At 65.9% G+C, this 24,835-nt stretch carries 24 protein-coding genes; 20 read left to right on the top strand and 4 right to left on the bottom strand.

Annotation, left to right across the window (positions count from 1 at the left end; genetic code table 11):
* Positions 1-8 precede the first annotated feature (8 nt).
* Both ADBZ9O_RS20855 and aroB read left to right on the top strand, forming a co-directional pair.
* A complete protein-coding gene (locus tag ADBZ9O_RS20855; RefSeq protein WP_526524829.1) occupies positions 9-683 on the top strand; it encodes a shikimate kinase in 675 nt (224 codons plus the stop codon).
* Positions 680-1,768 (top strand): 3-dehydroquinate synthase, encoded by a 1,089-nt coding sequence (gene aroB, locus ADBZ9O_RS20850; RefSeq protein WP_526524828.1) that lies wholly within the window; start codon positions 680-682, stop codon positions 1,766-1,768. Before ADBZ9O_RS20855 ends, aroB begins: the two co-directional genes overlap by 4 nt.
* Before the next feature lie 8 nt (positions 1,769-1,776).
* Here the strand turns inward: aroB and ADBZ9O_RS20845 are convergent, their stop codons facing one another.
* Positions 1,777-2,436, bottom strand: a complete 660-nt coding sequence (locus tag ADBZ9O_RS20845) for a B-4DMT family transporter (RefSeq protein ID WP_526524827.1) — start codon at positions 2,434-2,436, stop codon at positions 1,777-1,779.
* 33 nt (positions 2,437-2,469) lie between these two features.
* On the opposite strand from ADBZ9O_RS20845, the gene ADBZ9O_RS20840 reads away from it, so the two are divergent.
* The 3 genes from ADBZ9O_RS20840 to nusB are packed head-to-tail and all read left to right on the top strand — an operon-like array spanning position 2,470 to position 4,660.
* Complete coding sequence (locus ADBZ9O_RS20840; protein WP_526524826.1) at positions 2,470-3,597, top strand: M24 family metallopeptidase; 1,128 nt, start codon at positions 2,470-2,472, stop codon at positions 3,595-3,597.
* Positions 3,598-3,609: 12 nt separating this feature from the next.
* Complete coding sequence (efp, locus tag ADBZ9O_RS20835; RefSeq protein WP_526524825.1) at positions 3,610-4,173, top strand: elongation factor P; 564 nt, start codon at positions 3,610-3,612, stop codon at positions 4,171-4,173.
* Positions 4,166-4,660 (top strand): transcription antitermination factor NusB, encoded by a 495-nt coding sequence (gene nusB, locus ADBZ9O_RS20830; RefSeq protein ID WP_526524824.1) that lies wholly within the window; start codon positions 4,166-4,168, stop codon positions 4,658-4,660. Before efp ends, nusB begins: the two co-directional genes overlap by 8 nt.
* A gap of 15 nt (positions 4,661-4,675) precedes the next feature.
* Here nusB and ADBZ9O_RS20825 read toward each other — a convergent pair whose 3' ends face one another.
* Positions 4,676-6,040 carry a PucR family transcriptional regulator gene (locus tag ADBZ9O_RS20825; protein WP_526524823.1) on the bottom strand — a complete coding sequence of 455 codons (1,365 nt, stop codon included), beginning with the start codon at positions 6,038-6,040 and terminating at the stop codon, positions 4,676-4,678.
* Between the two features lie 168 nt (positions 6,041-6,208).
* Here ADBZ9O_RS20825 and ADBZ9O_RS20820 point away from each other — a divergent pair, with 168 nt between their 5' ends.
* From ADBZ9O_RS20820 to ADBZ9O_RS20780, 9 genes are all read left to right on the top strand, one after another.
* Positions 6,209-7,690 carry an amino acid permease gene (locus ADBZ9O_RS20820; protein WP_526533344.1) on the top strand — a complete coding sequence of 494 codons (1,482 nt, stop codon included), beginning with the start codon at positions 6,209-6,211 and terminating at the stop codon, positions 7,688-7,690.
* Positions 7,653-8,381 carry an SDR family NAD(P)-dependent oxidoreductase gene (locus ADBZ9O_RS20815; protein ID WP_526524822.1) on the top strand — a complete coding sequence of 243 codons (729 nt, stop codon included), beginning with the start codon at positions 7,653-7,655 and terminating at the stop codon, positions 8,379-8,381. Before ADBZ9O_RS20820 ends, ADBZ9O_RS20815 begins: the two co-directional genes overlap by 38 nt.
* Positions 8,378-9,139 (top strand): SDR family NAD(P)-dependent oxidoreductase, encoded by a 762-nt coding sequence (locus ADBZ9O_RS20810; protein ID WP_526524821.1) that lies wholly within the window; start codon positions 8,378-8,380, stop codon positions 9,137-9,139. The genes ADBZ9O_RS20815 and ADBZ9O_RS20810 overlap by 4 nt, the downstream gene beginning before the upstream one ends.
* Positions 9,136-10,110, top strand: coding sequence for an agmatinase (gene speB / locus ADBZ9O_RS20805; RefSeq protein ID WP_526524820.1), 975 nt, complete (start codon positions 9,136-9,138; stop codon positions 10,108-10,110). The genes ADBZ9O_RS20810 and speB overlap by 4 nt, the downstream gene beginning before the upstream one ends.
* On the top strand, positions 10,110-10,985 hold the full coding sequence (locus ADBZ9O_RS20800; protein WP_526524819.1) for a polysaccharide deacetylase family protein: 876 nt from the start codon (positions 10,110-10,112) through the stop codon (positions 10,983-10,985). Before speB ends, ADBZ9O_RS20800 begins: the two co-directional genes overlap by 1 nt.
* The gene (locus ADBZ9O_RS20795; RefSeq protein ID WP_526524818.1) at positions 10,985-12,082 is read left to right on the top strand and encodes a polyprenyl synthetase family protein; all 1,098 of its coding nucleotides are present in this window, start codon (positions 10,985-10,987) and stop codon (positions 12,080-12,082) included. Before ADBZ9O_RS20800 ends, ADBZ9O_RS20795 begins: the two co-directional genes overlap by 1 nt.
* Positions 12,083-12,116: 34 nt before the next feature.
* On the top strand, positions 12,117-13,106 hold the full coding sequence (locus tag ADBZ9O_RS20790) for a hypothetical protein (protein WP_526524817.1): 990 nt from the start codon (positions 12,117-12,119) through the stop codon (positions 13,104-13,106).
* Between the two features lie 64 nt (positions 13,107-13,170).
* Positions 13,171-13,734: a TetR/AcrR family transcriptional regulator gene (locus ADBZ9O_RS20785; RefSeq protein ID WP_526524816.1), complete on the top strand. Its 564-nt coding sequence runs from the start codon at positions 13,171-13,173 to the stop codon at positions 13,732-13,734.
* A gap of 28 nt (positions 13,735-13,762) precedes the next feature.
* Positions 13,763-14,926, top strand: coding sequence for an acyl-CoA dehydrogenase family protein (locus ADBZ9O_RS20780; protein ID WP_526524815.1), 1,164 nt, complete (start codon positions 13,763-13,765; stop codon positions 14,924-14,926).
* Positions 14,927-14,928: 2 nt separating this feature from the next.
* On the opposite strand, the gene ADBZ9O_RS20775 is transcribed toward ADBZ9O_RS20780, so the two are convergent.
* Both ADBZ9O_RS20775 and ADBZ9O_RS20770 read right to left on the bottom strand, forming a co-directional pair.
* Entirely contained in the window at positions 14,929-16,131 is a 1,203-nt protein-coding gene (locus ADBZ9O_RS20775; RefSeq protein WP_526524814.1) for a serine hydrolase domain-containing protein, read from the bottom strand.
* A 10-nt stretch (positions 16,132-16,141) separates the two neighbouring features.
* Positions 16,142-16,801, bottom strand: a complete 660-nt coding sequence (locus ADBZ9O_RS20770; protein ID WP_526524813.1) for a class I SAM-dependent methyltransferase — start codon at positions 16,799-16,801, stop codon at positions 16,142-16,144.
* A 95-nt stretch (positions 16,802-16,896) separates the two neighbouring features.
* Here ADBZ9O_RS20770 and pyrR point away from each other — a divergent pair, with 95 nt between their 5' ends.
* The 6 genes from pyrR to carB all read left to right on the top strand — a co-directional run bounded on the left by pyrR (position 16,897) and on the right by carB (position 24,835).
* Positions 16,897-17,493 carry a bifunctional pyr operon transcriptional regulator/uracil phosphoribosyltransferase PyrR gene (gene pyrR / locus ADBZ9O_RS20765; protein WP_526524812.1) on the top strand — a complete coding sequence of 199 codons (597 nt, stop codon included), beginning with the start codon at positions 16,897-16,899 and terminating at the stop codon, positions 17,491-17,493.
* The gene (locus ADBZ9O_RS20760; RefSeq protein WP_526524811.1) at positions 17,490-18,446 is read left to right on the top strand and encodes an aspartate carbamoyltransferase catalytic subunit; all 957 of its coding nucleotides are present in this window, start codon (positions 17,490-17,492) and stop codon (positions 18,444-18,446) included. Before pyrR ends, ADBZ9O_RS20760 begins: the two co-directional genes overlap by 4 nt.
* Complete coding sequence (locus ADBZ9O_RS20755; RefSeq protein WP_526524810.1) at positions 18,443-19,738, top strand: dihydroorotase; 1,296 nt, start codon at positions 18,443-18,445, stop codon at positions 19,736-19,738. The genes ADBZ9O_RS20760 and ADBZ9O_RS20755 overlap by 4 nt, the downstream gene beginning before the upstream one ends.
* Positions 19,735-20,268, top strand: a complete 534-nt coding sequence (locus ADBZ9O_RS20750; protein ID WP_526533342.1) for a PH-like domain-containing protein — start codon at positions 19,735-19,737, stop codon at positions 20,266-20,268. Before ADBZ9O_RS20755 ends, ADBZ9O_RS20750 begins: the two co-directional genes overlap by 4 nt.
* Positions 20,265-21,404 (top strand): glutamine-hydrolyzing carbamoyl-phosphate synthase small subunit, encoded by a 1,140-nt coding sequence (gene carA / locus ADBZ9O_RS20745; protein WP_526524809.1) that lies wholly within the window; start codon positions 20,265-20,267, stop codon positions 21,402-21,404. Before ADBZ9O_RS20750 ends, carA begins: the two co-directional genes overlap by 4 nt.
* A gap of 89 nt (positions 21,405-21,493) precedes the next feature.
* Complete coding sequence (gene carB / locus ADBZ9O_RS20740; RefSeq protein WP_526524808.1) at positions 21,494-24,835, top strand: carbamoyl-phosphate synthase large subunit; 3,342 nt, start codon at positions 21,494-21,496, stop codon at positions 24,833-24,835.

Here is a 24,835-nt window from a genome sequence, read left to right as displayed (position 1 = left end):
GGGACGCGATGGCGCCCAAAGCCGTTCTCGTCGGCATGCCGGGTTCAGGTAAGTCGACAATCGGTCGACGCCTGGCCAAGGCCATGGGTGTTCCCTTGCTAGACACCGATATTGCGATCATCGAAACCACCGGCCGCAGCATCGCCGACATCTTCACCGAAGACGGTGAGCAGGAATTCCGGCGCATCGAAGAAGAAGTCGTACGCAAAGCGTTGGCCGAACACGAGGGCATCGTCTCGCTGGGAGGCGGTGCCATCACCAGCGAAGGTGTTCGCGACGCGTTGGTCGGACATACCGTCATCTTCCTGGAAATCAGTGCGGTAGAAGGTATTCGGCGTACCACCAGCGGCGTCGTCCGCCCGCTGCTCGCCGGTCCTGACCCCGCCGAGAAATACCGTTCGCTGATGTCGGAGCGGGTGCCGCTGTACCGGCGCGCGGCGACCCTGCGAGTGAATACCAACCGGCGCAACCCCGGATCGGTGGTGCGTTACCTGGCCGGGCGATTGGAGTCGCCGACCGGGAGCCGCCAGGTCCGTCGACGCCGCAGGCCGCCGTGGCGGTTGGCACCGGTGCCGACGAAAAAATGCGGTACCGATACCGCAGACCCTGGGCCGGCCGGCGGCCCGCCCACTCCCGCCACCCCCGCGGCCCTGGCCGCCCGTCGTGCTGAGGCTCGCAAGTGACTGAACACAATCCACCGGTCACCATCGAGGTGGCTGTCGATCCGCCGTACCCCGTGGTGATCGGAACCGGCCTGCTCGGCGATGTGGGGGAGCTGCTCGAAGGCACCCACAAGGTCGCCATCTTGCACCAGCCGACGTTGGCGCAGACCGCAGAAGCTATTCGGGAACACTTGGCGGACAAGGGCATTGATGCGCATCGCATCGAGATTCCCGATGCCGAGGCGGGTAAGGAACTGCCCGTCGTCGGGTTCCTCTGGGAGGTGCTCGGCCGAATCGGCATCGGACGCACCGACGCGGTCGTCAGCCTGGGTGGGGGCGCCGCCACCGACGTCGCCGGTTTCGCCGCGGCAACGTGGCTGCGCGGCGTTTCGATCGTGCACGTCCCGACCACCCTGCTGGGCATGGTCGATGCCGCCGTCGGCGGTAAGACCGGGATCAACACCGATGCGGGTAAGAACCTGGTTGGTGCTTTCCATCAGCCCCGCGCTGTCTTCGTGGACCTGGCCACCCTGCAAACCCTGCCGCGCAATGAGCTGGTGGCCGGGATGGCCGAGATCGTCAAGGCCGGGTTCATCGCGGACCCGGTGATCCTCGACCTGATCGAAGCCGATCCTGAAGCGGCCGTCGACCCGTCCGGCGAGGTGCTGCCCGAGCTGATCCGTCGGGCCATTGCGGTCAAGGCCGAGGTTGTTGCGGCCGACGAGAAAGAGTCGTCGCTGCGCGAAATCCTGAACTACGGGCACACCCTGGCGCATGCGATCGAACGCCGTGAGCGCTACCGGTGGCGCCACGGCGCTGCCGTATCGGTGGGGCTGGTGTTCGCCGCGGAACTGGGTCGACTGGCCGGGCGTCTGGATGACGCCACCGCCGATCGGCACCGCACGATCCTGACGTCGCTAGGGCTTCCCGTCACTTACGCCGCCGATGCGCTACCGCACCTGCTGGAGTACATGGTCGGGGACAAGAAGTCCCGAGCCGGAATACTGCGTTTCGTCGTCCTGGACGGGCTAGCCAAACCGGGTCGACTGGAAGGGCCCGATCCGGCCCTGCTGGCCGCGGCCTATTCGGTACTGGCCGGCGAATAAACCGGTGACTACACCGACTTCGGCTTGTCCTGATCAGTGATCGGGGTGGTCTCATCCGAGGACACCGGGCGGGTATGGTCATCGCGCTCGGCGGTGGCGACCGACGAGGTCTGCGGTTCGGCCTCGCCATGCACTGCGTGCTCTGAGGACGCCGGCACCGCCGAGGGCTCGTCGTCACGCACGGCCGCGAACACGTCGGTATCCGCTCGCTCTTCGTCGTAGTTGGTTCCCTTGCGGGCCACCGGTGGGGCCTTGCGGTCAACCAGCCACCGGCCGATCGCGACAGCGATGATGGCGGGCAGGAAGATGAGCAACGCGGTGAAGGCGGCGAAGGTGGTCACTTCATTGACCAGGCCGCCCGTGTACAGCCCCTGGTAGAACACCGAGATGAGCCAGGACACCGCGCCACTGACGACGCCGGCGAACAGTCCGGCCAGCAGCCAGGTCATGGCCAGGTCGTCGCGGCGGTCGGGATCGAGATTGGCGCGTGCGTCGGCGCGACCGTCCACAAAACCCCAGATGGCGACGATCGCGGCGAACAGGGTCAACAGCACGACGCTGATGAGCAACGCCTTGGTTTCGTAGACGTTGATCAGCGCCCCTTGAACCAACCGGACGACCACCATCAACGCCGCAAATACCAACCCGCGCACCAACCACTTACTCATGGGGGCACAGCGTAGCGAGTACCGTCATCCGTCGTGACACATTCCCAGCGACGTGACCGGTTGAGCGCAAAACTGCGGTCCTTCCGTGACGACTCCGCCGGGGTCGACGGACTCGACGCGATGCTGGTCACCGACCTGAACAACGTGCGATATCTGTCCGGATTCACCGGTTCCAACGCGGCACTTCTGGTCTTCGGCGATGACCGCGCGCCCGTGTTGGCCACCGACGGGCGCTACCGGACTCAGGCAGCCGCGCAGGCGCCCGATCTAGAGGTCGTCATCGAGCGGGCCTGCGGTCGGTACCTGACGGGGCGGGCCGCGACCGATGGTGCGCGCCGACTGGGTTTCGAGGGGCACGTCGTGACCGTCGACGGGTATGCGGCCCTCACCCGGTCCCTCGACAGCAACAAGGGGACCGTGCTGGTACGGGCCTCAGGGCTGGTGGAAACCCTGCGCGAAGTCAAAGACGACGGGGAGATCGCATTGCTGCGACTGGCCTGTGAGGCGGCCGACGCCGCACTCACCGATCTCGTCGACCGCGGTGGCCTGCGGCCCGGTCGCACCGAGAAAGAGGTCGGACGTGAGCTGGAGGCGCTGATGCTCGATCACGGTGCCGACGGGATTTCCTTCGAGACCATCGTCGCCAGCGGGGCGAATTCGGCGATCCCACATCACCGGCCGACAGCCGCGGTGCTGGCCCACGGTGACCTCGTCAAGATCGACTTCGGTGCACAGGTCGCCGGTTATCACTCCGATATGACGCGCACCTTCGTACTCGGCGCCGCGGCGGACTGGCAACGTGAGATCTACGATCTCGTCGCCCACTCGCAGCGGGCGGGGCGTGAGGCGCTGGCGCCCGGGGTGGCTTTGAGCGTCGTCGACGGCGCATCACGCCAGGTCATCGCTGATGCGGGGTACGGCGAGCTGTTCTCCCACGGGCTCGGACACGGCGTCGGTCTGCAGATCCACGAAGCGCCGGGAATCAATGCCACCGCCGCCGGTACACTACTTGCTGGTTCCACGGTCACCGTGGAGCCTGGTGTCTACTTGCCCGATCGCGGCGGTGTCCGCATCGAGGACACACTCGTCGTTGCGGGCGAGCTGACAGGCACCCCCGAACTGCTTACCCGGTTCCCCAAGGAACTTCAGGTCCTGATTTAAGGAGTACCGACCGTGGCATCGACTGCCGATTTCAAGAATGGGCTCGTCCTCAACGTAGATGGCGTGCTGTGGCAGATCACGGAGTTTCAGCACGTCAAACCCGGTAAGGGCCCGGCGTTCGTACGTACGAAGCTCAAGAACGTGCTGACCGGCAAGGTTGTCGACAAGACCTACAACGCGGGCGTGAAGGTGGAAACCGCCACCGTGGACCGCCGCGACGCCACATACCTGTACCGCGACGGCTCGGATTTCGTGTTCATGGACTCCCAGGACTACGAGCAGAACTCGCTGAGCGAGGCGCTGGTCGGCGACGCGGCGAACTTCCTGCTGGAAAGCATGGCGGTGCAGATCGCGTTCCACAACGGCGCGCCGCTGTACCTGGAACTGCCGGTGACCGTCGAACTCTTGGTAGCCAGCACCGAACCTGGTCTGCAGGGCGACCGGTCCAGTGCGGGCACCAAGCCGGCCACCATGGAAACCGGCGCGGAGATCCAGGTGCCGCTGTTCATCAACACCGGCGACAAGCTGAAGGTGGATTCCCGCGACGGAAGCTATGTGGGTCGCGTGAATGCCTGACGGCAAGGTAGGCAAACCGAAGGGACGCCACCACGCCCGGAAACGGGCTGTCGATCTGCTCTTCGAAGCGGAGGCTCGTGGCCTGACGGCCGCAGAGGTGGCCGACGCGCGCGCGACGCTGGCCGAGACCAAACCCGAGATCGACGCGCTGAATCCCTACACGGTGACCGTCGCCCGCGGTGTGACCGAGCACGCCGCACATATCGACGACCTGATCAGTGCGCATCTGCAGGGCTGGACGCTGCAGCGGTTGCCTGCAGTCGATCGGGCCGTGTTGCGAGTCGCGGTGTGGGAGCTGCTGCACGCCGAGGATGTGCCCGAACCGGTCGCCGTTGATGAGGCGGTCGAGTTGGCCAAGGAGCTTTCCACCGATGAGTCGCCCGGTTTCGTCAATGGCGTGCTGGGTCAGGTGATGTTGGTGACCCCGCAAATCCGGGCGGCTGCCCAGGCGGTCGCGGACGCGGCCCGCGTCACTGTGGAGGAGTAGTCCTCTGCGGCGGCCTCAGCCGTCGCGGTCGAACGCTCGCAGGCCAATCGCGAACGCGACTAAATCGTTGTGGTTCAACGGATCTCGACCGGTCAGTTCCTGGATGCGGCCTAGCCGGTGGCGCACTGTGTTGGTGTGCAGGTAGAGGTCCCTCGCGGTTTCGCTCAAAGACCCGCCTGCCGTCAGGAACGCGCGGATGGTGCGGACATGTTGGGTGCCGCGCAGGCGATCGGTCTCGGCGAGGGGATCGATCAGCTGCTGGCTGAAGGGCGCGAGTTGGACCAGGGGGAGTTGCTCGAGCAGGCTCTCCAGGGTGCTCAACTGATCCGGTCCCACCCGGTGGCCGCGACGTCGTGCCAGATCCAGCGCGATACGCGCCTGACCGATCGCCGATCCGATCTCCATGAGCGGCACCGGAGCGGAGTATCCCGACGGCAGCGAGAGTTCCTCGGCCATGTCCAGAGATTCGGCGGCCACCATCAGACACAGATCCGGTGCGTCACCGACCAAGGCTGTAGGGATCGCTATCGAGAGCAGCGCACCAGCTCCGGCGGGCCATGCCGAGCAGGTCAATTCACCGGCTGCAAATCCGGGCCAATCCAGCAGCTGGCTCAGGGCATCGGGGAGCAACATCCGTCGCTCCACCAGCGACAGCAGCTGACCGACGCGCTCGCGGGCCAGCGCGGACTCGACGTCGCGCTGGACCTGGGTGGCTCGGACGAACCGGGCAATCAGGTCAAGAAGAGCCGGCTCCGGTTGCTCGCCGCGCCCCACCCACCCCAGGGTGCCCAGCCCGGGAACGCCGACCGTCACCACCGGGGACTCACTTTCTGCAGTGTCCACCGTGTCGCCGGGGTCGAGCAAAAAGTAGCATTCCAGGATCTGGCCGGCGGTATCTAGCAGTTCGCGAGCCGACTCATGCCGACGCAAGGACGAAAGTAGTTCTGGAACAAGGGCATTGGTTGCTCGTGCGATGGCGATCTCGGCGCCCAGCTCGTACTCGGCGACGAATCGACTCACCGAACTGAACGGCACACTCGGCGATGCGATCAGCACCGGCAAGCGAAGGCGGCGGCACTCCGACAGCAGAGCGGGCGGCACCGTGTCGTGGCCGTCACCGATGCCGAAGCACACGCCCGCCACACCCGCGCCCGCCAACGATTCGGCGAACGTGCGGCAGTCCGACGGTGTCTGCAGGCTGATCCCCACCGTGCAGACCAACTCGTTGCCCCGCAGATAACGAGCCGGGTCCCGCATCTCGGTGGTGTGCGCCCAGCTGATCGTCCGGTCGAGGTCCTGCGGAGCGCTGTCGGGCACCGCAAGGCCTAGCCCTGAGGCCTCGAGCAGGTCGCGCAGGCTCGGGGCGCCGGGTTGGACCATTGGACGAGCGTAACGCCGTCGTCACATCTGCGGCTGGTCGCGTTGTGCGATCCTCCAATGGCAGCGACTCGCGAAGTGCGTTCGCTGCGTCTTCGGCAAATCGGCTAGCGCCCATGCTGACCGGGCGTGATAGTTCCTGGCACCAGTGTCGAGAAGTGGGAGCAGGACATGTCGTCATCGATCATCCCCGCCGAGCAGCCCCCGTTGCTGCGCAGAGAGTTCTCGTTGTGGTCGGCGTTTGCGTTCGCGTTCGCCTTCATCTCGCCGATCGTCGCGCTCTACGGCATCTTCGGGTTGGCGCTGTCGGCGGCCGGGCCGAGCTTCTGGTGGGGTTTCCTGCTGGTGTTCGGCGGACAGTTCCTGGTCGCGCTGATCTTCGCCACCCTGGTTTCGCGCTGGCCGCTGGAGGGGTCGATCTACCAATGGTCACGCCGCCTGCTCGGCACCACCTACGGCTGGTTCGCCGGCTGGGTCTACATGTGGACGTTGGTGATCGCGATGGCGACCGTGGCCATCGGGGCCGCCGGTTTCATTGCCAACATCTTCGGGGTGGAGGAACCCACGGGCGGCACACTCGCGCTGATCGCGCTGGTGATTCTGTTGGCCGGCACCGCAGTCAACCTGGTCGGGCGGCGGGCGCTGAAGATCTTCATGGTCGGCAGCATCATCGCCGAGGTGATCGGTTCGGTTGGCCTGGGTACCTGGCTGCTGCTCTTCCATCGGCACAACTCGCTGTCGGTGCTGTTCACCGGTGGCGGCCCCGACGTCGACGGCTGGGCATACCTCAGTGGCCCGTTCCTGATGGCCGTTGCCTTCATCGGCTGGTCCTTCGTCGGTTTCGAAAGTGCCGGCTCGATCGCCGAAGAGGTGCACGAACCGCGTCGGGACCTGCCCAAGGCGGTGCTGTTCTCGCTGGTGTTCATCGCGGTGGTGGTGGCCTACTCCAGCCTGGCGATCATCCTGGCGATCCCCGATCTGGGTGCGGTCGCCGACGGTACCGTGGCCGACCCGGTGTACGACACCCTGACCACGGCCTTAGGTGCCGGCGTCGCCAAACCTGTTGAGCTGCTGTTCGTCATCGGCTTCCTGGCCAGCTTCCTCGCTCTGCAAACGTCGGCCTCACGCGTCATCTGGGCCTACGCCCGCGACGGTGCCCTGCCTGCGGCCGCAGCGCTGGTCCGGTTGCGTGGTCAGGCGCGGATTCCGGTCATGGCGATCCTGGTCACGACGGTGATCGGTGCTGCGCTGTTCCTGCTCAGTATCGTTGCCGGGGACGTCTATTCGCTGATGGTCAACTTCACCGCCGGCGGTTTCTACCTGGCCTTCCTGTTCCCCCTGGTCGGCTTCCTGGTGGTACTGCTGCGCGGTGCCTGGACATCCGCTGCGTTCTCATTGGGCCGTGCGACCCTGCCGGTGGCGGTGGTGGCCGCGGTGTGGGCGGTGTTGCAGTTCATCAACATCGCCTGGCCGCGAGCGGCTTTCGAGCAGCGCTACCTGGACTGGTCGGTGTGGATTGGCGTCGTGGTGCTGGGGCTGATCGGCGCCGTCGTGTTGGCCAGCGTGCGTAGCCGGATCCTGGGCACCGCCGTTATCGACGATATCGAAGCCCAGGATGAACGAGCCGACGATCGGGCGTCAACGGGTGAGTGAACATCCGGTAGCGCTGGTCACCGGTGGCGCAAGCGGTATCGGTGCGGCCGTCGTCGAGGCGCTGACGCAGCGGGGGTTCACCGTCGGTTGCCTCGACCTGAATGGGTCGACGATTGGTGCTGAACATACTGTCTGCGTTGATGTTTCGGATGCTTCGGCCGTCCGTGATGCCGTTGGAAGGATCCGGGACGCGCTCGGGCCCATCCGTGCTGTCGCGACGGTGGCCGGTTATTACGAGATGGCGGCGGTCACCGATATCAGCGCTGAATCATGGACCCGGATGCTGCGGGTCCACCTGGGCGGTCTGGTGAACGTGGCACGAGCGACTTTGCCCGACCTGATCGAGCACCGCGGATCGCTGGTCGCCGTTGCCAGCGAACTGGCGATCGGCGGTGGTGACGGCGATGCGCACTACGCCGCGGCCAAGGGGGCGATCCTCGGGTTCGTCCGCAGTCTCGCCGCGGAGGTGGCCGGCCGCGGTGTGCGGGTCAACTGTGTGGCTCCCGGACCGACCGATACCCCGTTACTGGCAGCCGATTCCCCCTGGCGGGCCGCCGATTACCTGACGACGCTGCCGCTACGGCGACTGGCGTCTCCGCAGGAGGTGGCGCGATGCGTCGAATACCTGCTCTGTGATGCGACATTCAGCGTCGGCGACATCGTCAACGTCAACTCCGGAGCCGTGATATGACCAATCTCGACGGGCGGGTGGCCCTGGTCACCGGCGCCGCCCAGGGGATGGGTACCGCGCACGCGCGACGCCTGGCGGCCGCGGGAGCGACGGTGGCGGTCAACGATATCCATGGCAGCCCCGAGCTGACTGCGCTCGCCGACGAGATCGGTGGTGTGACAGTCCCGGGTGATGTGTCCGATCCGGTCGAATGCGTCCGCATCGCCGCCGACGTCGCGCGGGTGACCGGCGGTCTGGACATCCTGGTGGCCAACCACGCCTACATGACCATGGCACCGCTGCTCGACCACGACGACGCCGACTGGTGGAAGGTGGTCGACACCAACCTGGGTGGCACGTTCTTCCTTGTGCAGGCTGTCCTTCCGCATATGCGCGCCGCCGGCGCCGGGCGGATCGTGGTGATCACCAGCGAGTGGGGCGTGACCGGGTGGCCGGAAGCCACCGCATACGCAGCCGCCAAGTCCGGGCTGATCTCGTTGGTCAAGACACTCGGGCGCGAACTGGCACGCGAACACATCATCGTCAACGCCGTCGCCCCCGGCGTCACCGACACCCCGCAGCTGCTGGTCGATGCCGAGGCCGCCGGGGTCGGCATCGAAGCGATTCACGAGCGCTACGCAGCGTCGATCCCGTTGGGGCGCATCGGGTCTCCCGATGAAATCGCCGCGGCGGTGGAGTTGTTGGCCGACTTCGATCTGGAAGCGGTTGTTGGACAGGTGATCTCGTGCAACGGCGGCTCGACACGGTCGAGAGCATGACAACAGGAGGACATGTGCAGTACGTACAGTCGGAGACGGGCGTGCTGGGGCAGGTCGATGCGCAGGTGGTACCGCGCTACGCCGGCATCGGGACGTTCGCGCGTCTACCGCAGCGCCACGAGGTCGACGACTACGACATCGCCGTCGTAGGTGTGCCTTTCGACAGTGGAGTGACCTACCGACCCGGCGCCCGCTTCGGCCCGGCCGCGATCCGTCAGGCCTCCCGGCTGCTCAAGCCGTATCACCCGGCGCTGGATGTGGCGCCGTTCGCGGCGGCGCAGGTCGTCGACGCCGGTGACATCGCGGCCAACCCCTTCAATATCGACGCCGCCATCGACGAGATCCGTGCCGGGGTCCTCGGGTTGCTCACCCGACCGGAGCAACGGGTGGTGCTGCTCGGCGGCGACCACACCATTGCCCTGCCGGCGCTGCAAGCCATCAACGAAGTGCACGGACCGGTAGCGCTGGTCCACTTCGACGCCCACCTCGACACCTGGGACACCTACTTTGGTGCACCCTGCACCCACGGCACGCCCTTCCGGCGGGCATCCGAGCAGGGTTTGTTGGTCAAAGACCGCTCGGCTCATGTGGGCATCCGTGGCTCGCTCTATGACCGCGCCGATCTTCTACAGGACGCCGAACTCGGTTTCACCGTGGTGCACTGCCGCGATATCGACCGCATCGGTATCGACGGGGTCATCGAACGTGTGCTGGCCAGAGTGGGTGAGCATCCGGTGTATGTGTCCATCGACGTCGACGTGCTGGATCCGGCGTTCGCGCCGGGAACTGGCACGCCCGAGATCGGCGGGATGACCAGCCGCGAGCTGGTGGCGGTGCTGCGGGCGATGCGCGAGCTCAACATCGTCGGCGCCGATGTGGTCGAAGTGGCGCCTGCCTACGACCAAGCCGAGATCACCGCCGTCGCCGGGGCCAACCTGGCCTACGAGCTGATCTCACTTATGGTTCGGTGATGAGTCAAATACGTTGGCCCGACGGTAAAACCGCGGCGGCCGCCTTCACCTTCGATGTGGACGCCGAGTCGGCCGTGTTGTGGGATACCTCGGGAGACTGGGCCGCGGTCGGCGCCCGGATGAGCGTGATGAGCCATCAGGCCTACGGTCCACTGGTCGGCATCCCCCGAATCCTGGACCTGCTGGAGCGCCACCAGATCGCCTCGACGTTCTTCGTGCCCGGGCACACCGCCGATCGCTATCCCGAAGCGATCCGGAGCATCGTGGCCGCCGGCCACGAAATCGCCCACCACGGATACCTGCACGAGCAGCCCACCAAGCTGACACTCGAGCAGGAGATCGATGTGCTCGACCGGGGGCTGGCTGCCCTTGCTGATGTTGCCGGGGTACGGCCCTGCGGTTATCGGGCCCCGATGTGGGACTTATCGTGGCGCACCCCAGGCCTGTTGGCAGAGCGCGGCTTCCTTTACGACTCCTCGCTGATGGACTCCGATCACCCCTACGAGTTGGCGATCACTCCCGGCGCCGAACAATCCCTGGTCGAAATCCCGATTCAATGGGCGCTCGACGATTGGGAGCAGTACTGCTATTTGCCGGATATTTCCGGTAGTGGGTTGATCGAGAGCCCGCGTAAGGCACGTGAGTTGTGGCAGCTGGAATTCGACGGGCTGCGGAGCGTCGGCGGCTGTTGGGTGCTGACCAATCATCCGTTCCTCACCGGGCGGCCATCTCGCGCTGCCGAACTCGACGACCTGATGCGCTACGTCCTCGACCATGACGACGTGTGGACGACCAATCTGGCCACCATCGCCGAACATGTTCGCAGCTTTGCGCTATCGCCACGCTCCATCACCCCGCCCGACGTGCCCCGCTGATGGACGAGACCGCCTATGTGGCAGCCGTAGAGGGCGAGTTACAGGCGATCGTGACAGCAGGGATCGCCGAGGGCCTCCAATCGATCGACGCCGAACTGCAGCCGTATGCGGCCCTGTGCACGTCTGCGGTGACCTCGGGGGGCAAACGTCTACGGCCGCGGTTCGCCTACTGGGGCTGGCGTGCCGGCAATGCCGACCCCGATACCGTGTCGCAGATTGTCACCATGGGTGCTGCCCTGGAGTTACTGCACGCCGCAATTCTGGTCCACGACGACATCATCGACAGCGCACCGCTGCGCCGTGGCCTGCCCTCGGTCCGCGCGGCCTTGGCCGATCGGCACCGGAGTCGTCAATGGGCTGGGGAAGCAACGCATTTCGGTGATCATGCGGCTCTGCTTGTCGGCGACTTACTGTGGGCGGCGGCTCAGGACGCTATCGCCGACGCCACCGCGGAGATCCCCGAACCGCGGCGGGGACAGACCGTGACGGCATTCCGTGCGATGCGACTGGAAGTCATGGCCGGTCAGCTCCTTGAACTCGACGCGCAGGCGGCCCGGCTGCTCACCGATGAAGCGGCCGACAAAATCGTCATGTACAAGACCTCGAAGTACACCGTGGAGCGGCCGGTCGCGCTGGGTCTGACAGTCGCAGACGCCTCACCGGGCGCCACGCTGTCGCTGGGCCGCTACGCCGCGGCAACCGGGCGAGCCTTTCAGCTCTGCGACGATTTCGCTGATCTCTACGGGCCGACCGATACCAGCGGCAAGACCGCCGGCGGAGACATCCGCGACGGTAAGCCCACCGAGCTTCTCGGCACAGCATTGCGGTCAGCCACCGAGGCCCAACGCCAGACGTTGATCAGGGTCGTCGGTGATCCCGATGCCGACCAGTCGGCGATCGACGAGGTCAAGCGGATATTTCTCGCCACCGGTGCGGTACGTGCGGTGGAAAGCCGGGTCGGTGCGCTCGCCGCCAACGCCCGCGAGGCGCTGCTCGACGGTGACGCGAGCCTTTCACCGCAGGTGGTCGCGGCCTTTGAGGCCCTGCTCGCCGAATGCACCGACTTGTCTTTTCTGACGACGGCGTCAAAGAAGTAGGCGAAATTTCACAGGTTGCTCTCAGCTTTGTGCGATGCTCTCCCGAGTGCGGCCGATCGGCGGCCGGCGTGAAGGGGAGATCATGCTGCAGACCGTCCGTCCCTACCTGACCACTGGTATCGCACTCGTCGGGGCGGCTGTCATCGTTGCCGCACCAATCACCGTGGCGCCCCCCGACTTATCGCCCGCCCAGATCGTGGCGTGCGCCGAGACGATCACGCAGACCGCATCAGTGGAGCTGGCCGGGTTCACCGAAGCGCTGATTACCGCCGTCATAGACACGGTGGTCTTCTATCCGAAGCTGTTTGTGGATGTGGCACCCGGCCTCGTCGTGCAAGCCATCGTGAACGGTCAATTCGCCAGCCTGGTTCCCCTGGCCGTCGAGATCGCGCTGCTCGGGGTCACCGGCCCCATCCAGTTGTTGGCCGGTCCGTTCATCACTGAACTCCCGCTGCCCCTGGGCACTGCCGACGGGGTGGTCTTCAACACGCTGCAGATCCTGAAAGCCGTTCCGACCATGGTGGTCGCTCTGCTCCAGGCGCCCGCCGCATTCCTCGACGGCGACCTGACGCTGGCACAAGCCATCGATGCGACGATCGATGCTGTCGTCACGGGGTTCACCACGCCGATCGTCTCGATACAGAAGATCGTCGCGGCCTTGCTCGGCACTTTGCCATTCGCCGCGCCCGCCGCGGCACCTCTGACCAAGGACCGCTCGACCGCCGGGGTGACGTCCCTACCGGCGGCCGCATCGGAGACGAAGGTGGTCACCCTCGACGTGGCCCCCGAGGCAACCCCCAAGGCGAAGAAGACCACCCGCGCCACCAACGTCACCGTAGCTGAGCCGGAAACTGTTGCCCCGCTGAGTGTTCAGAGTGACAGTCCGGCGAAGGCCGCTCCGGTGAAGAGCGGTAAGCCGGCCAGTGCCGCCGCCGGCGGGGACGCGACACCGGCGCCGGGCAAGAGTGGCAAGTCCACCGGTGCCCGCAGTGCGGGACACGCCAAGGCGGACGCTTCCAACTGATCGTGACGCTGGGCCGCGAATAGTCGAGCAGGGCGCGGTTGACGTAAACGTACGCTTTTCGACCATGGGCGAAAAAGAGTCCAGTACGTCGCGACTGTCGATCGGTGACTGGGTGCAGGCGGGTTTTGGCATGATCGCCGAAGAGGGGCTCAAGGCGCTGACCATCGACCGACTGTGCCGACGGCTCGGCGTCACCAAGGGCAGCTTCTACTGGCATTTCGCGGATATGAAGACCTATCGCGACGCGCTGATCGATGCGTGGGCGGCGTTGCGCGACGAAGATCGGGGTCATTTCGACGACCTGACGGCTTTACCGCCCCGGCAGCGGTTGTCGGAGATGATGTCGGCGCTTGTCGGACCCCGGCATTGGATGTTGGAACGGGCCATGCGGGAGTGGGCGCGCTCCGAGCCGACGGTCCAAGAAGCAGTGCGCGTCTCAGATCAGCGGGTGGTTTCGGCTGTGCGACAAGCCTTTCTGGATGACGGCTTCGACACCGAGAATGCCGACATTCGAGCCAACGCAACGTTTGCGGTCGGTATCGGATTCCTGCACCTGGCCGGCTCGACGCCGAATCAGCAGCTGGCGGCCCAACGCGACCGCTTTCTGGACATCATGCTGGCGCACTGACATCGACGAGCCATCCATACTAAAAGGTATGGTAGCGTCGCAACGCATGACGCTGGTCACCGAAGAGTTTGTTGTCCGCTTGGCGAGCCGGGCTGGTGAAGCCGAGGAACTGCGCCGACTGCCGGATGCCACCATCGATGAATTCCGCTCCAGCACATTGCCCAACCTGCTCGTCCCGACTCGCTATGGCGGGGCCCAGGCCGACTTTCCCGCCGTCCTCGACCCAATCCGTCGGATGGCCCACGGCTGCACGTCGAGTGCCTGGACGCTGGGCTTTTACACGCTGCACAACTGGATGCTGGCATTGTTTGAAGAACAAGCCCAGGACGAGGTGTTCGCGTCTGGCCCGGTGCTGTGCCCGGCCCCGCTGGCACCCACCGGGCATGGGGCACCGGTCGACGGGGGCATCCGACTGACCGGGAGATGGTCCTGGGCAACAGGAGTCATGGCCGCGGACTGGGTGTTGGTGGGCGCGCTCTGTGGGGAAGGTAGTGACATCTATCCGGCACTGGCGTTGCTCCCGGCCGCCGATATCGAGATTGCCGATGTCTGGCACACCGCGGGGATGCGGGGAACCGGATCCAACGACGTCATCGTCACCGATGTGTTCATCCCCGAGCACCGGTTGGTCAAGGTCGTCGACATCTACGGTGGCACCGCACCGGGCGCGGCCCTGCATGACTCGCCGACGTACCGCTGGCCGCTGGTGCCCGCCCTGGCGCTCGTCGCCGCGATGCCCGCATTGGGCACCGCCGAGCACGTCGTCGATCTGTTCGCCACCAGACTCACCGAGCGGGTGTTGGCGTATTCCGGTGCGGCACAGAAAGATCAACCAGCCGCACAGGCCAGACTCGGCGACGCGCGGGTACGGCTACGTGCGCTGCACGGTCTGCTCGGGCTGACCGTCGACGGTATCGAGTCGATCGTCGGTAGCGGGGAACGGGTGCCCAAGGCTGACCGGGCATCCGCCAGGGCCGCCGCCGCGCATATCGTGCACGAGTCCCGTGCGGTCGTTGCCGACCTGATGGAGGCATCGGGTGCCAGCGCGCACTTTCTGGCCAATCCGCTGCAGCGGGCCCGACGCGATATCGACATGGTCTCTGGACACGTCGTCTTCGACTACGACGTCAGCCGCGAACTCGCCGGTGCGCTGGAGGTCGGTGCGAAGGTATTGCCGTTCGCGATGATCTAGACCTAGAGCCCGAGCGCCTGATAGGTCCGCTTGACGAATTTCGGTTGCGCGGTAAGCAATTTGACCTGCGAGGTGTTACCCGCAATGGCCGAGGCATCCGGTGTCAGGTTCGGCTGATTCTGAATCAAGTACATCAGGATCAGATCGGCCGAGGGGTCGGCCTGCCACCACGTTCCGTAGGCGCCGGGCCAGGTGAAGGTGCCAAGGCCGCCGGGCCCGAACAGCGGCGCCGACTTCACCGGGTCGGTGACCACCGACAGGTTCAGGCCGAAGCCGCGGCCAATCCAGTAGGGCATTCCCAGGAACGGGATCTGCTTCTGCTCCTGGGTCAGCGCATCGGTGCGCATCAACCGGGCTGATTCGGGTGCGAGCACCCGCACCCCGTCAACGGTGCCGTCGCCCAACAACATCCGGATGAACTGCAGATAGTCGTCGGCGGTCGAGAGCAATCCGCCACCGCCCTGGCAGAACGGCGGCGGCTCGATCGCGGGCGGCCCCATCGCGCCGTGCTGCAGCGTGCTCTTCTCGTCGAGTTGATACATCGTCGCGGCGCGGCGCCGCCCTTCCGGCGAGACGAAGAACCCGGTGTCGGACATGCCCAGCGGGTCGAAGATCCGGTCTTTCAACACCTCATGCAGCGGCTTGCCCGCGATCCGCGACACCAGAATGCCGAGCACATCGGTGGAATGGCTGTAGGTCAGCTGCTGTCCGGGTTGATGAACTAGGGGCAGCTGCGCCAGCGCCGCCAGCCAGTGGTCCTGGTCCTGGCGGAACGGCAGCTTGGCATAGGCCCGGCTGAGCGGTCCGGGGATGGAAAAGCTGTAGGCCATCCCGCTGCGATGCGTCATCAGATCGTCCACGGTGATGGGGCGCTGCGCAGGCACGGTCCGGTCCAGCGGGCCCTCCGCTTCGACCAGCACCCGCATCTGCGCGAACTCGGGCAGCCAACGGGTGATCGGGTCACGCAGCGCCAGCTTGCCGTCTTCGATGAGCGTCATGGCCGCGGCCACGGTGACGGGTTTGCTCATCGATGCGATCCGGAAAATGGTGTCGCGCTGCATCGGCACGCCGGCGTCGACATCACGGTAGCCGATCTCGTTGACCTGCAGCACTTTTCCGCCCTGCCACACCAGGGTGACGGCACCGGCCAACAGGCCGCCGTCGACGGCCTCACGAATGGAGGCCTGATTGAGGTCGAGGTTCACCCTTGCGAGGCTAGCTGGCCGCCTCGTGGCGTTCGGCGTGTACCAGTAGGAACGCCATCACCACGCCATCATCGCGCGGGCCGTCGTCACGTGGTACCGAGAGCGGTCGTATCGAGACCACAGTCCAGCCCGCGCCGCAGATCGTCTCGCGCAGGCTGGCCTCCGATACACCGGGTCGTCGCCACTGCGGGCCCGCGGATTCACTGTCGGCGAAACAGCTGATCAGCAGGCTGGCCCCCGGCCGGGCCGCCCGGTATGCGGCCGCGGCGTACCGCGACCGTTCGGCGGCGTCGAGGCAGTGGTACATCCCGCTGTCGACGATCGTGTCGAAGATGCCCCGGTAACCGGCCAGATCGGTGGCGTCGCCGACGGCGAAGGTGACGCTCACGCCGGCCTCGTGCGCCCGGCGCCGCGCCGTGATCAGCGCCGTCGGCGAAATTTCGACAGCGGTGACCCGGTGGCCGCGCCCGGCCAGGAATACCGCGTTATCGCCAAGACCGCAGCCGATGTCGAGCACCTCGCCACGGATCAGCCCCTCGGCCTGCCAGGTCAGGACAGACTCTTTAGGGGCTTTGGTATCCCAGGGCGGGGTCTCGACCGCGGGTAGACCCGGCCCGGGGGACTCGCCGCGATAGAGCGCCTCGAAGTCGATCCGCGAGCTGCCCGTCATTATCCCGAGACTAGTAGTTGGTGTTAGGCTGCCCCGCAGTTCGACATCCTTTAACGATCCGTCCAGAGAGGCGGAGAAGGAGGTCATGTTTGACCATGGGCTCTACCGAACCCTCCTCAGGTGGCGCGGATGCGCACGACCGGGAGCTGATGTCCGCATCGGACGTCAGCCGGACCGTCTCTCGCATCGCCCACCAGATCATCGAAAAGACCGCGCTCGATGGCGCGGGTGCACCTCGCGTGGTGCTCCTGGGAATTCCGACCCGTGGCGTCCTGCTTGCCACCCGCCTCGCGCGCAATATCGCCGAGTACTCAGGTGTCGACGTCGCTCACGGTGCCCTGGACATCACCCTCTACCGCGACGACCTCAACACCAAACCCCCGCGACCACTCGAGGACACCTCGATTCCCGACGGCGGGATCGACGGCGCCCTGGTGATCCTCGTCGACGACGTCCTCTATTCCGGCCGCTCGGTGCGTTCGGCACTGGACGCTTTGCGCGATATCGGCCGTCCGCGCGCGGTGCAGTTGGCGGTACTGGTCGACCGCGGCCACCGCGAACTTCCCATCCGCGCCGATTACGTCGGCAAGAACGTGCCCACCTCGCGCAGCGAGAACGTCAAGGTGCGCTTGTCCGAGCACGACGGCCACGACGGCGTGACGATCGCGCCCTACGGAGGACCCGCAAGGTGAAGCACCTGCTGACCGCCGCCGACCTGACCCGCGACGAGGCCACCGCGATCCTTGATGACGCCGACCGCTTCGCCAACGCCCTGGTGGGCCGCGAAGTCAAGAAGCTGCCGACCCTGCGGGGCCGCACCATCATCACCATGTTCTATGAGAACTCCACCCGCACCCGGGTGTCATTCGAGGTGGCAGGCAAGTGGATGAGCGCCGACGTGATCAACGTCAGTGCGTCGAGTTCGTCTGTGTCCAAAGGGGAATCGCTGCGCGATACCGCGCTGACGCTGCGCGCTGCCGGGGCCGACGCCCTGATCATCCGCCACCCGGCGTCCGGGGCGGCGCAGCAGCTGGCGCAGTGGACCAACACCGGTGCCACCGGGCCGTCGGTGATCAACGCCGGTGACGGCACCCACGAGCATCCGACGCAAGCCCTGCTGGATGCGCTGACACTGCGCCAACGCCTGGGCTCGGTGGAGGGCAGACGGGTCGTGATCGTCGGAGACATCCTGCACAGCCGGGTCGCCCGGTCCAATGTCGAGCTGCTGGCCACCCTGGGTGCCGAAGTGGTGCTGGTCGCCCCACCGACCCTGCTGCCGGTCGGGGTATCGGACTGGCCGGTGAGCGTTTCGCATGATCTGGACGCTGAGCTGCCCGCCGCTGACGCCGTGCTGATGCTGCGGGTGCAGGCCGAACGGATGACGGGTGGGTTCTTCCCGTCTACCCGGGAGTACTCGGTGCTCTACGGGTTGTCCGAGAAGCGCCAAACGCTGCTGCCCGAGCACGCCGTGGTACTGCACCCCGGCCCGATGCTCCGCGGCATGGAGATCGCCTCCTCGGTCGCCGATTCATCGCAATCGGCAGTGCTGCAACAAGTTTCCAACGGTGTCCATGTGCGGATGGCAGTGCTGTTCCATCTGCTCGTCGGGACGGCCGAGCCGGCACAGGTCGAGGAGCAAGCATGAGCGTTCTGATCCGCGGTGTGCGGCTCTACGGTGAGGGGCCCGAGGTCGACGTGCTCGTCGACGACGGGCAGATTGCCGCTATCGGTCAGGAGCTGGTAGCCGATCTGGACCTCGTCGACGTGATCGACGCGGCGGGACAGGTGCTACTTCCGGGGTTTGTCGACCTGCACACCCATCTGCGTGAGCCGGGCCGCGAAGATACCGAGACCATCGAAACCGGCTCGGCGGCAGCGGCCCTGGGCGGATTCACCGCCGTGTTCGCGATGGCCAACACCAATCCGGTAGCCGACTCGGTGGTAGTCACCGATCACGTGTGGAATCGCGGGCAGGCTGTCGGCCTGGTCGACGTCCACCCCGTGGGGGCCGTCACGGTCGGTCTGGAAGGTAAGCAGCTCACCGAGATGGCGATGATGGCTGGTGGCGTCGGCCAGGTGCGGATGTTCTCCGATGACGGCCATTGCGTGGATGATCCGCTGGTCATGCGTCGTGCACTGGAGTACGCCACCGGCCTGGGCGTACTGATCGCCCAGCATGCCGAAGAACCGCGGCTGACCGTCGGCGCCGTGGCCCATGAGGGGGCCAACGCCGCCAAGCTCGGCCTGGCCGGTTGGCCCAGAGCGGCCGAAGAGTCGATCGTGGCCCGCGACGCGATCCTGGCGCGCGACGCCGGAGCTCGCGTGCACATTTGCCACGCCTCCACCGCGGGCACCGTCGAGATCTTGAAATGGGCCAAAGCGCAGGGTGTTTCGATCACGGCCGAGGTCACCCCGCATCATCTACTGCTCGATGACAGCCGACTGGCCACCTACGACGGCGTGAACCGGGTCAACCCGCCGCTGCGGGAGGCCTCCGACGCGCAGGCACTGCGCCAGGCGCTGGCCGATGGCGTGATCGACTGTGTGGCCACCGACCACGCGCCGCATGCCGAACACGAGAAGTGTGTCGAATTCGCTGCGGCCAGGCCCGGCATGCTGGGTTTGCAGACCGCGCTGTCGGTCGTCGTCGCGACGATGGTCGTTCCCGGCCTGATGACCTGGCGCGACGTCGCCCGGGTGATGAGTGAGAATCCCGCGGCGATCGCGGGACTGCCCGATCAGGGTCGTCCGTTGGAGGTTGGTGAACCGGCGAACCTGACGATCATCGACCCGGATGCCACCTGGACGGTTTCCGGTGGCGCACTGGCCAGCCGCTCGGCCAACACGCCGTTCGAGTCAATGGTGTTGCCCGCCACCGTGACTGCCACCCTGCTGCGGGGCACCGTCACCGCCAAGAACGGGAAGTGTCCATTGTGAACACCCCGACGCTGGTGAGCTCACTGGTGTTCGCCGCCGTGCTGGTGGTGCTGATCGCCTTTTTCATCCACCTGATCCTGCGCGGCTGGCGGCGTCGGGCCGAGCGGCAGGTCACGTTGGTCGGCAAGCTGCCCCCGATGCCCGACACCGTGGGACCTGCGCTGATCTCCGCGACCAGGGGCCTCTACGTCGGCAGCACGTTCGCGCCGAGTTGGCAGGACCGGATCGCGGTCGGTGACCTGGGTTTCCGTACCAAGGCCGTGTTGACCAGGTATCCCGAAGGAATCATGGTGCAGCGCACCGGCGCGACGCCGATCTGGATTCCCGACGAGTCGATCACCGCGATCCGCACCGAGCGCGGGATCGCGGGCAAAGCCATGACACACGAAGGCATTCTGGCGATCCGGTGGCGCTTGCCGTCGGGTACTGAGATCGATACCGGCTTCCGCGGCGACGACCGCGGCGAGTACAGCAAATGGGTTTCGCAGGGTAGCGAGGGCACGGACGCCAGCATGAAGGATGAGGCATGACCGACAGTGATAACAACGGCAAAGCCGTGTTGGTCCTCGAGGATGGTCGGGTGTTCACTGGAACGCCGTTCGGCGCGATCGGGCAGACGCTGGGTGAGGCGGTGTTCTCCACCGGGATGTCCGGCTACCAGGAAACCCTGACCGACCCCAGCTACCACCGACAGATCGTGATCGCGACGGCGCCCCAGATCGGTAACACCGGGTGGAACCACGAGGACGCCGAAAGTCGCGGCGACCGGATCTGGGTGGCGGGCTACGCCGTTCGGGACCCGTCGCCACGTGCCTCCAACTGGCGGGCCACCGGCACACTTGACGACGAACTGGTCCGGCAGGGCATCGTCGGCATCGCCGGGATCGACACCCGCGCGGTGGTGCGGCACCTGCGCAGCCGCGGCTCCATGAAAGCCGGGGTGTTCTCCGGGAGCGTGCTGGCCGATCAGCAGGAACTGGTTGCGCGGGTTCGTGGCCAGGAGGCCATGCTGGGCGCCGACCTGGCAGGCGAAGTCAGCACCGACACGGTGTATGTCGTGGAGCCCGAGGGGACACCACGGTTCACGGTCGCCGCACTGGATCTCGGTATCAAGACCAACACGCCACGGAACTTCGCACTGCGCGGTATCCGCAGCCATGTGCTGCCGTCATCGGCGACATTCGACCAGATCGCGGAACTCAAGCCCGACGGCGTGTTCTTGTCGAACGGCCCCGGCGATCCGGCCACCGCCGACGACGTGGTCGCGGTGACGCAGCAGGTACTCGAGGCTGGCATCCCGTTGTTCGGCATCTGTTTCGGCAACCAGATCCTCGGCCGGGCGCTGGGGAGGTCCACCTACAAGATGACGTTCGGGCATCGCGGCATCAACGTGCCGGTCATCGACCACATCACCGGGCGGGTCGCGATCACCGCGCAGAACCACGGCTTCGCGCTGGAAGGTGAAGCCGGTGAAGAGTTCGACACCCCGTTCGGTGCGGCCATCGTCAGCCACACCTGCGCCAATGACGGTGTCGTCGAAGGGATCAGGCTGGCCAACGGGCGGGCGTTCTCGGTCCAGTACCACCCGGAAGCCGCCGCAGGCCCGCACGACGCCAACTACCTGTTCGACGATTTCATCACGCTGATGGCAGGGGAGAAGCGCTAGATGCCCCTGCACCGTTCCGCGAGCGAGCGTGTTTGTCCGCAACACGCCGCCAATATCTGTACAAACACGCGCGCTCGCAGGGAGAACTAATGCCACGTCGCACTGATCTCAACCACGTCCTGGTCATCGGCTCGGGGCCGATCGTCATCGGACAGGCCTGCGAATTCGACTACTCGGGCACGCAGGCGTGCCGGGTGCTGCGCGCCGAAGGCCTACAGGTCAGTCTGGTGAACTCCAACCCGGCGACCATCATGACCGATCCCGAATACGCCGATAACACCTACGTCGAACCGATCACCGCCGCCTTCGTGGAGAAGATCTTCGCCCAGCAAGCCGAGCGCGGCAACAAGATTGACGCGGTGCTGGCCACCCTGGGCGGACAGACCGCGCTGAACACTGCCGTCGCTCTGCATGAGGGTGGTGTGCTCGAAAAGTACGGCGTCGAGATGATCGGCGCCGACTTCGAGGCCATCCAGCGCGGCGAGGATCGGCAGAAGTTCAAGGATATCGTCGCCAAGGTCGGTGGCGAGTCCGCGAAGTCCGCGGTCTGCTACACGATGGAAGAGGTCCGCGAGACAGTCGCCGACCTCGGCCTTCCGGTGGTTGTTCGGCCGTCGTTCACGATGGGTGGGCTTGGGTCCGGCATGGCGTACTCGGTCGAGGACGTGGAGCGGATGGCCGGCGACGGTTTGGCCGCCTCGCCCACCGCCAACGTGCTGATCGAGGAATCCATTTACGGCTGGAAGGAATTCGAGCTCGAGCTCATGCGCGATCACCGCGACAACGTGGTCGTCGTCTGCTCGATCGAGAACTTCGACCCGATGGGCGTGCACACCGGTGACTCGGTCACCGTCGCACCGGCCATGACCCTGACCGACCGCGAGTACCAGAAGATGCGCGACCTGGGCATCGACATCCTGCGCGAGGTCGGCGTCGATACCGGTGGCTGCAACATCCAGTTCGCGATCGACCCCAAAGACGGCCGGCTCATCGTGATCGAGATGAACCCGCGGGTGTCACGCTCGAGTGCACTGGCCTCGAAGGCCACCGGTTTCCCGATCGCGAAGATCGCCGCCAAGCTGGCCATCGGCTACACCCTCGACGAGATCGTCAACGACATCACCAAAGAAACACCGGCGTGTTTCGAGCCCACACTTGACTACGTGGTGGTCAAGGCGCCACGGTTCGCCTTTGAGAAGTTCCCTGGTGCCGATGCCACCCTGACCACCACCATGAAATCCGTCGGCGAGGCAATGTCGTTGGGCCGCAACTTCATCGAGGCCCTCGGCAAGGTGATGCGGTCCCTGGAGACCAAGCGGGCCGGGTTCTGGACCGGCGCGGAAATCGAGGGCACGGTCGAGGAGATCCTGGAACGGCTGCACACCCCGACCGACGGACGGCTCTACGACATCGAGGCCGCGCTGCGGTTCGGGGCCAGCGTCGAGGACGTCGCGCAGGCCTCCGGCGTCGACCCGTGGTTTGTCGAACAGATCAACGGCCTCGTCGCGCTGCGAGCCGACCTGTTGGCGGCACCCGTCCTGGACGAAGCACTGTTGCGGCGCGGCAAGCACAACGGGCTTTCGGATCGCCAGATCGCCGCGCTGCGACCGGAACTCGCCGGCGAAATGGGTGTGCGGGCATTGCGGCAGCGGCTCGGTATCCACCCGGTGTTCAAGACTGTGGACACCTGCGCTGCGGAGTTCGAAGCCAAGACGCCGTATCACTACAGCAGCTACGAGATGGATCCCGCCGCCGAAACCGAGGTGGCGCCGCAGACCGAGCGGCCGAAGGTCCTCATCTTGGGATCGGGCCCCAACCGGATCGGCCAAGGCATCGAATTCGATTACAGCTGTGTGCATGCCGCGACGACGTTGACGCAGGCCGGTTTCGAGACGGTGATGATCAACTGCAACCCCGAAACGGTGTCCACCGATTACGACACCGCGGACCGGCTGTACTTCGAACCGCTCACCTTCGAAGATGTCCTCGAAGTGTTCTATGCCGAAACTGCCTCCGGTGCAGGCGGTCCCGGTGTGGTCGGAGCGATCGTCCAACTGGGCGGGCAGACGCCCCTCGGTTTGGCCGAGCGGCTTGAAAAGGCCGGGGTGCCGATCGTCGGAACCAGTCCCAAGGCCATCGACCTCGCCGAGGACCGCGGTGCATTCGGTGACGTGCTGATCGCGGCGGGGCTACCCGCGCCCAAGTTCGGGATGGCGACCAGCTTCGATCAGGCGCGCAAGATCGCCGCCGAGATCGGCTATCCGGTGCTGGTGCGGCCGTCGTATGTGCTCGGTGGCCGTGGCATGGAGATCGTCTACGACGAGCAGACGCTCGAGGGATACATCACCAGGGCCACCGAACTGTCGCCCGAGCACCCGGTGCTGGTGGACCGCTTCCTCGAAGATGCCATCGAGATCGATGTCGACGCCCTGTGCGACGGCACGGAGGTCTACATCGGCGGAATCATGGAGCACATCGAGGAGGCCGGTATCCATTCCGGTGACTCCGCGTGTGCACTGCCGCCGGTGACGCTGGGTCGCCAGGACATTGCGGCGGTGCGCCATGCCACCGAGGCCATCGCGCACGGCGTCGGTGTGGTGGGACTGCTCAACGTGCAGTACGCGCTCAAGGACGACATCCTCTACGTGCTGGAGGCCAACCCGCGGGCCAGCCGGACCGTGCCCTTTGTCTCCAAGGCCACCGCGGTGCCCCTGGCCAAGGCATGTGCGCGGATCATGCTGGGCGCCAGCATCGCCTCGCTGCGCGAGGAGGGTGTCCTGGCCAAAGAAGGCGACGGTTCGAACTCGTCACCCTATGCGCCGATCGCGGTGAAAGAAGCGGTGCTGCCGTTCAACCGGTTCCGTAAAGCCGATGGCACGCAGGTCGATTCGCTGCTCGGTCCGGAGATGAAATCCACCGGGGAGGTGATGGGTATCGACCGGGATTTCGGCAGTGCCTTCGCCAAGAGCCAGACCGCGGCCTACGGTTCGCTGCCGGCCAATGGGACCGTGTTTGTCTCGGTGGCCAACCGCGACAAACGGTCACTGGTGTTCCCGGTCAAACGTCTCGCTGATCTGGGTTTCCGGGTGCTGGCCACCGAGGGCACCGCAGAGATGCTGCGACGCAACGGTATTCCGTGCGACGTGGTGCGCAAGATCTTCGAGGAAGCCACTCCGGACCGACCTGCCCAGTCGGCGGTGGACGCCATCCGCGCCGGCGAGGTGAACATGGTGATCAATACCCCGTACGGCAACTCTGGTCCCCGCATCGATGGATACGAGATCCGGTCGGCTGCCGTACAGATGAACATCCCGTGCGTGACCACCGTGCAGGGCGCGTCGGCGGCGGTGCAGGGCATCGAGGCGGGCATCCGCGGCGATATCGGCGTGCGGTCGCTGCAGGAACTGCACGCCGCGATGGATGGGCGCTGA

Source organism: Mycobacterium sp. (genome assembly GCF_965229105.1).
In the GTDB taxonomy this organism is placed as follows: Bacteria; Actinomycetota; Actinomycetes; order Mycobacteriales; family Mycobacteriaceae; genus Mycobacterium.
Note: the sequence above shows the minus strand (reverse complement) of the source record. Positions and strands in the feature narration are given on the sequence as shown.

Excerpts from the sequence above, each read along its gene's own strand:
- ADBZ9O_RS20855 (WP_526524829.1), top strand. The coding sequence starts at position 9 with ATGGCGCCCAAAGCCGTTCTCGTCGGCATGCCGGGTTCAGGTAAGTCG.
- ADBZ9O_RS20845 (WP_526524827.1), bottom strand. The coding sequence starts at position 2,436 with ATGAGTAAGTGGTTGGTGCGCGGGTTGGTATTTGCGGCGTTGATGGTG.
- nusB (WP_526524824.1), top strand. The coding sequence starts at position 4,166 with ATGCCTGACGGCAAGGTAGGCAAACCGAAGGGACGCCACCACGCCCGG.
- ADBZ9O_RS20825 (WP_526524823.1), bottom strand. The coding sequence starts at position 6,040 with ATGGTCCAACCCGGCGCCCCGAGCCTGCGCGACCTGCTCGAGGCCTCA.
- ADBZ9O_RS20820 (WP_526533344.1), top strand. The coding sequence starts at position 6,209 with ATGTCGTCATCGATCATCCCCGCCGAGCAGCCCCCGTTGCTGCGCAGA.
- ADBZ9O_RS20815 (WP_526524822.1), top strand. The coding sequence starts at position 7,653 with ATGAACGAGCCGACGATCGGGCGTCAACGGGTGAGTGAACATCCGGTA.
- ADBZ9O_RS20810 (WP_526524821.1), top strand. The coding sequence starts at position 8,378 with ATGACCAATCTCGACGGGCGGGTGGCCCTGGTCACCGGCGCCGCCCAG.
- speB (WP_526524820.1), top strand. The coding sequence starts at position 9,136 with ATGACAACAGGAGGACATGTGCAGTACGTACAGTCGGAGACGGGCGTG.
- ADBZ9O_RS20800 (WP_526524819.1), top strand. The coding sequence starts at position 10,110 with ATGAGTCAAATACGTTGGCCCGACGGTAAAACCGCGGCGGCCGCCTTC.
- ADBZ9O_RS20795 (WP_526524818.1), top strand. The coding sequence starts at position 10,985 with ATGGACGAGACCGCCTATGTGGCAGCCGTAGAGGGCGAGTTACAGGCG.
- ADBZ9O_RS20790 (WP_526524817.1), top strand. The coding sequence starts at position 12,117 with ATGCTCTCCCGAGTGCGGCCGATCGGCGGCCGGCGTGAAGGGGAGATC.
- ADBZ9O_RS20785 (WP_526524816.1), top strand. The coding sequence starts at position 13,171 with ATGGGCGAAAAAGAGTCCAGTACGTCGCGACTGTCGATCGGTGACTGG.
- ADBZ9O_RS20780 (WP_526524815.1), top strand. The coding sequence starts at position 13,763 with ATGGTAGCGTCGCAACGCATGACGCTGGTCACCGAAGAGTTTGTTGTC.
- ADBZ9O_RS20770 (WP_526524813.1), bottom strand. The coding sequence starts at position 16,801 with ATGACGGGCAGCTCGCGGATCGACTTCGAGGCGCTCTATCGCGGCGAG.
- pyrR (WP_526524812.1), top strand. The coding sequence starts at position 16,897 with ATGGGCTCTACCGAACCCTCCTCAGGTGGCGCGGATGCGCACGACCGG.
- ADBZ9O_RS20755 (WP_526524810.1), top strand. The coding sequence starts at position 18,443 with ATGAGCGTTCTGATCCGCGGTGTGCGGCTCTACGGTGAGGGGCCCGAG.
- carA (WP_526524809.1), top strand. The coding sequence starts at position 20,265 with ATGACCGACAGTGATAACAACGGCAAAGCCGTGTTGGTCCTCGAGGAT.
- carB (WP_526524808.1), top strand. The coding sequence starts at position 21,494 with ATGCCACGTCGCACTGATCTCAACCACGTCCTGGTCATCGGCTCGGGG.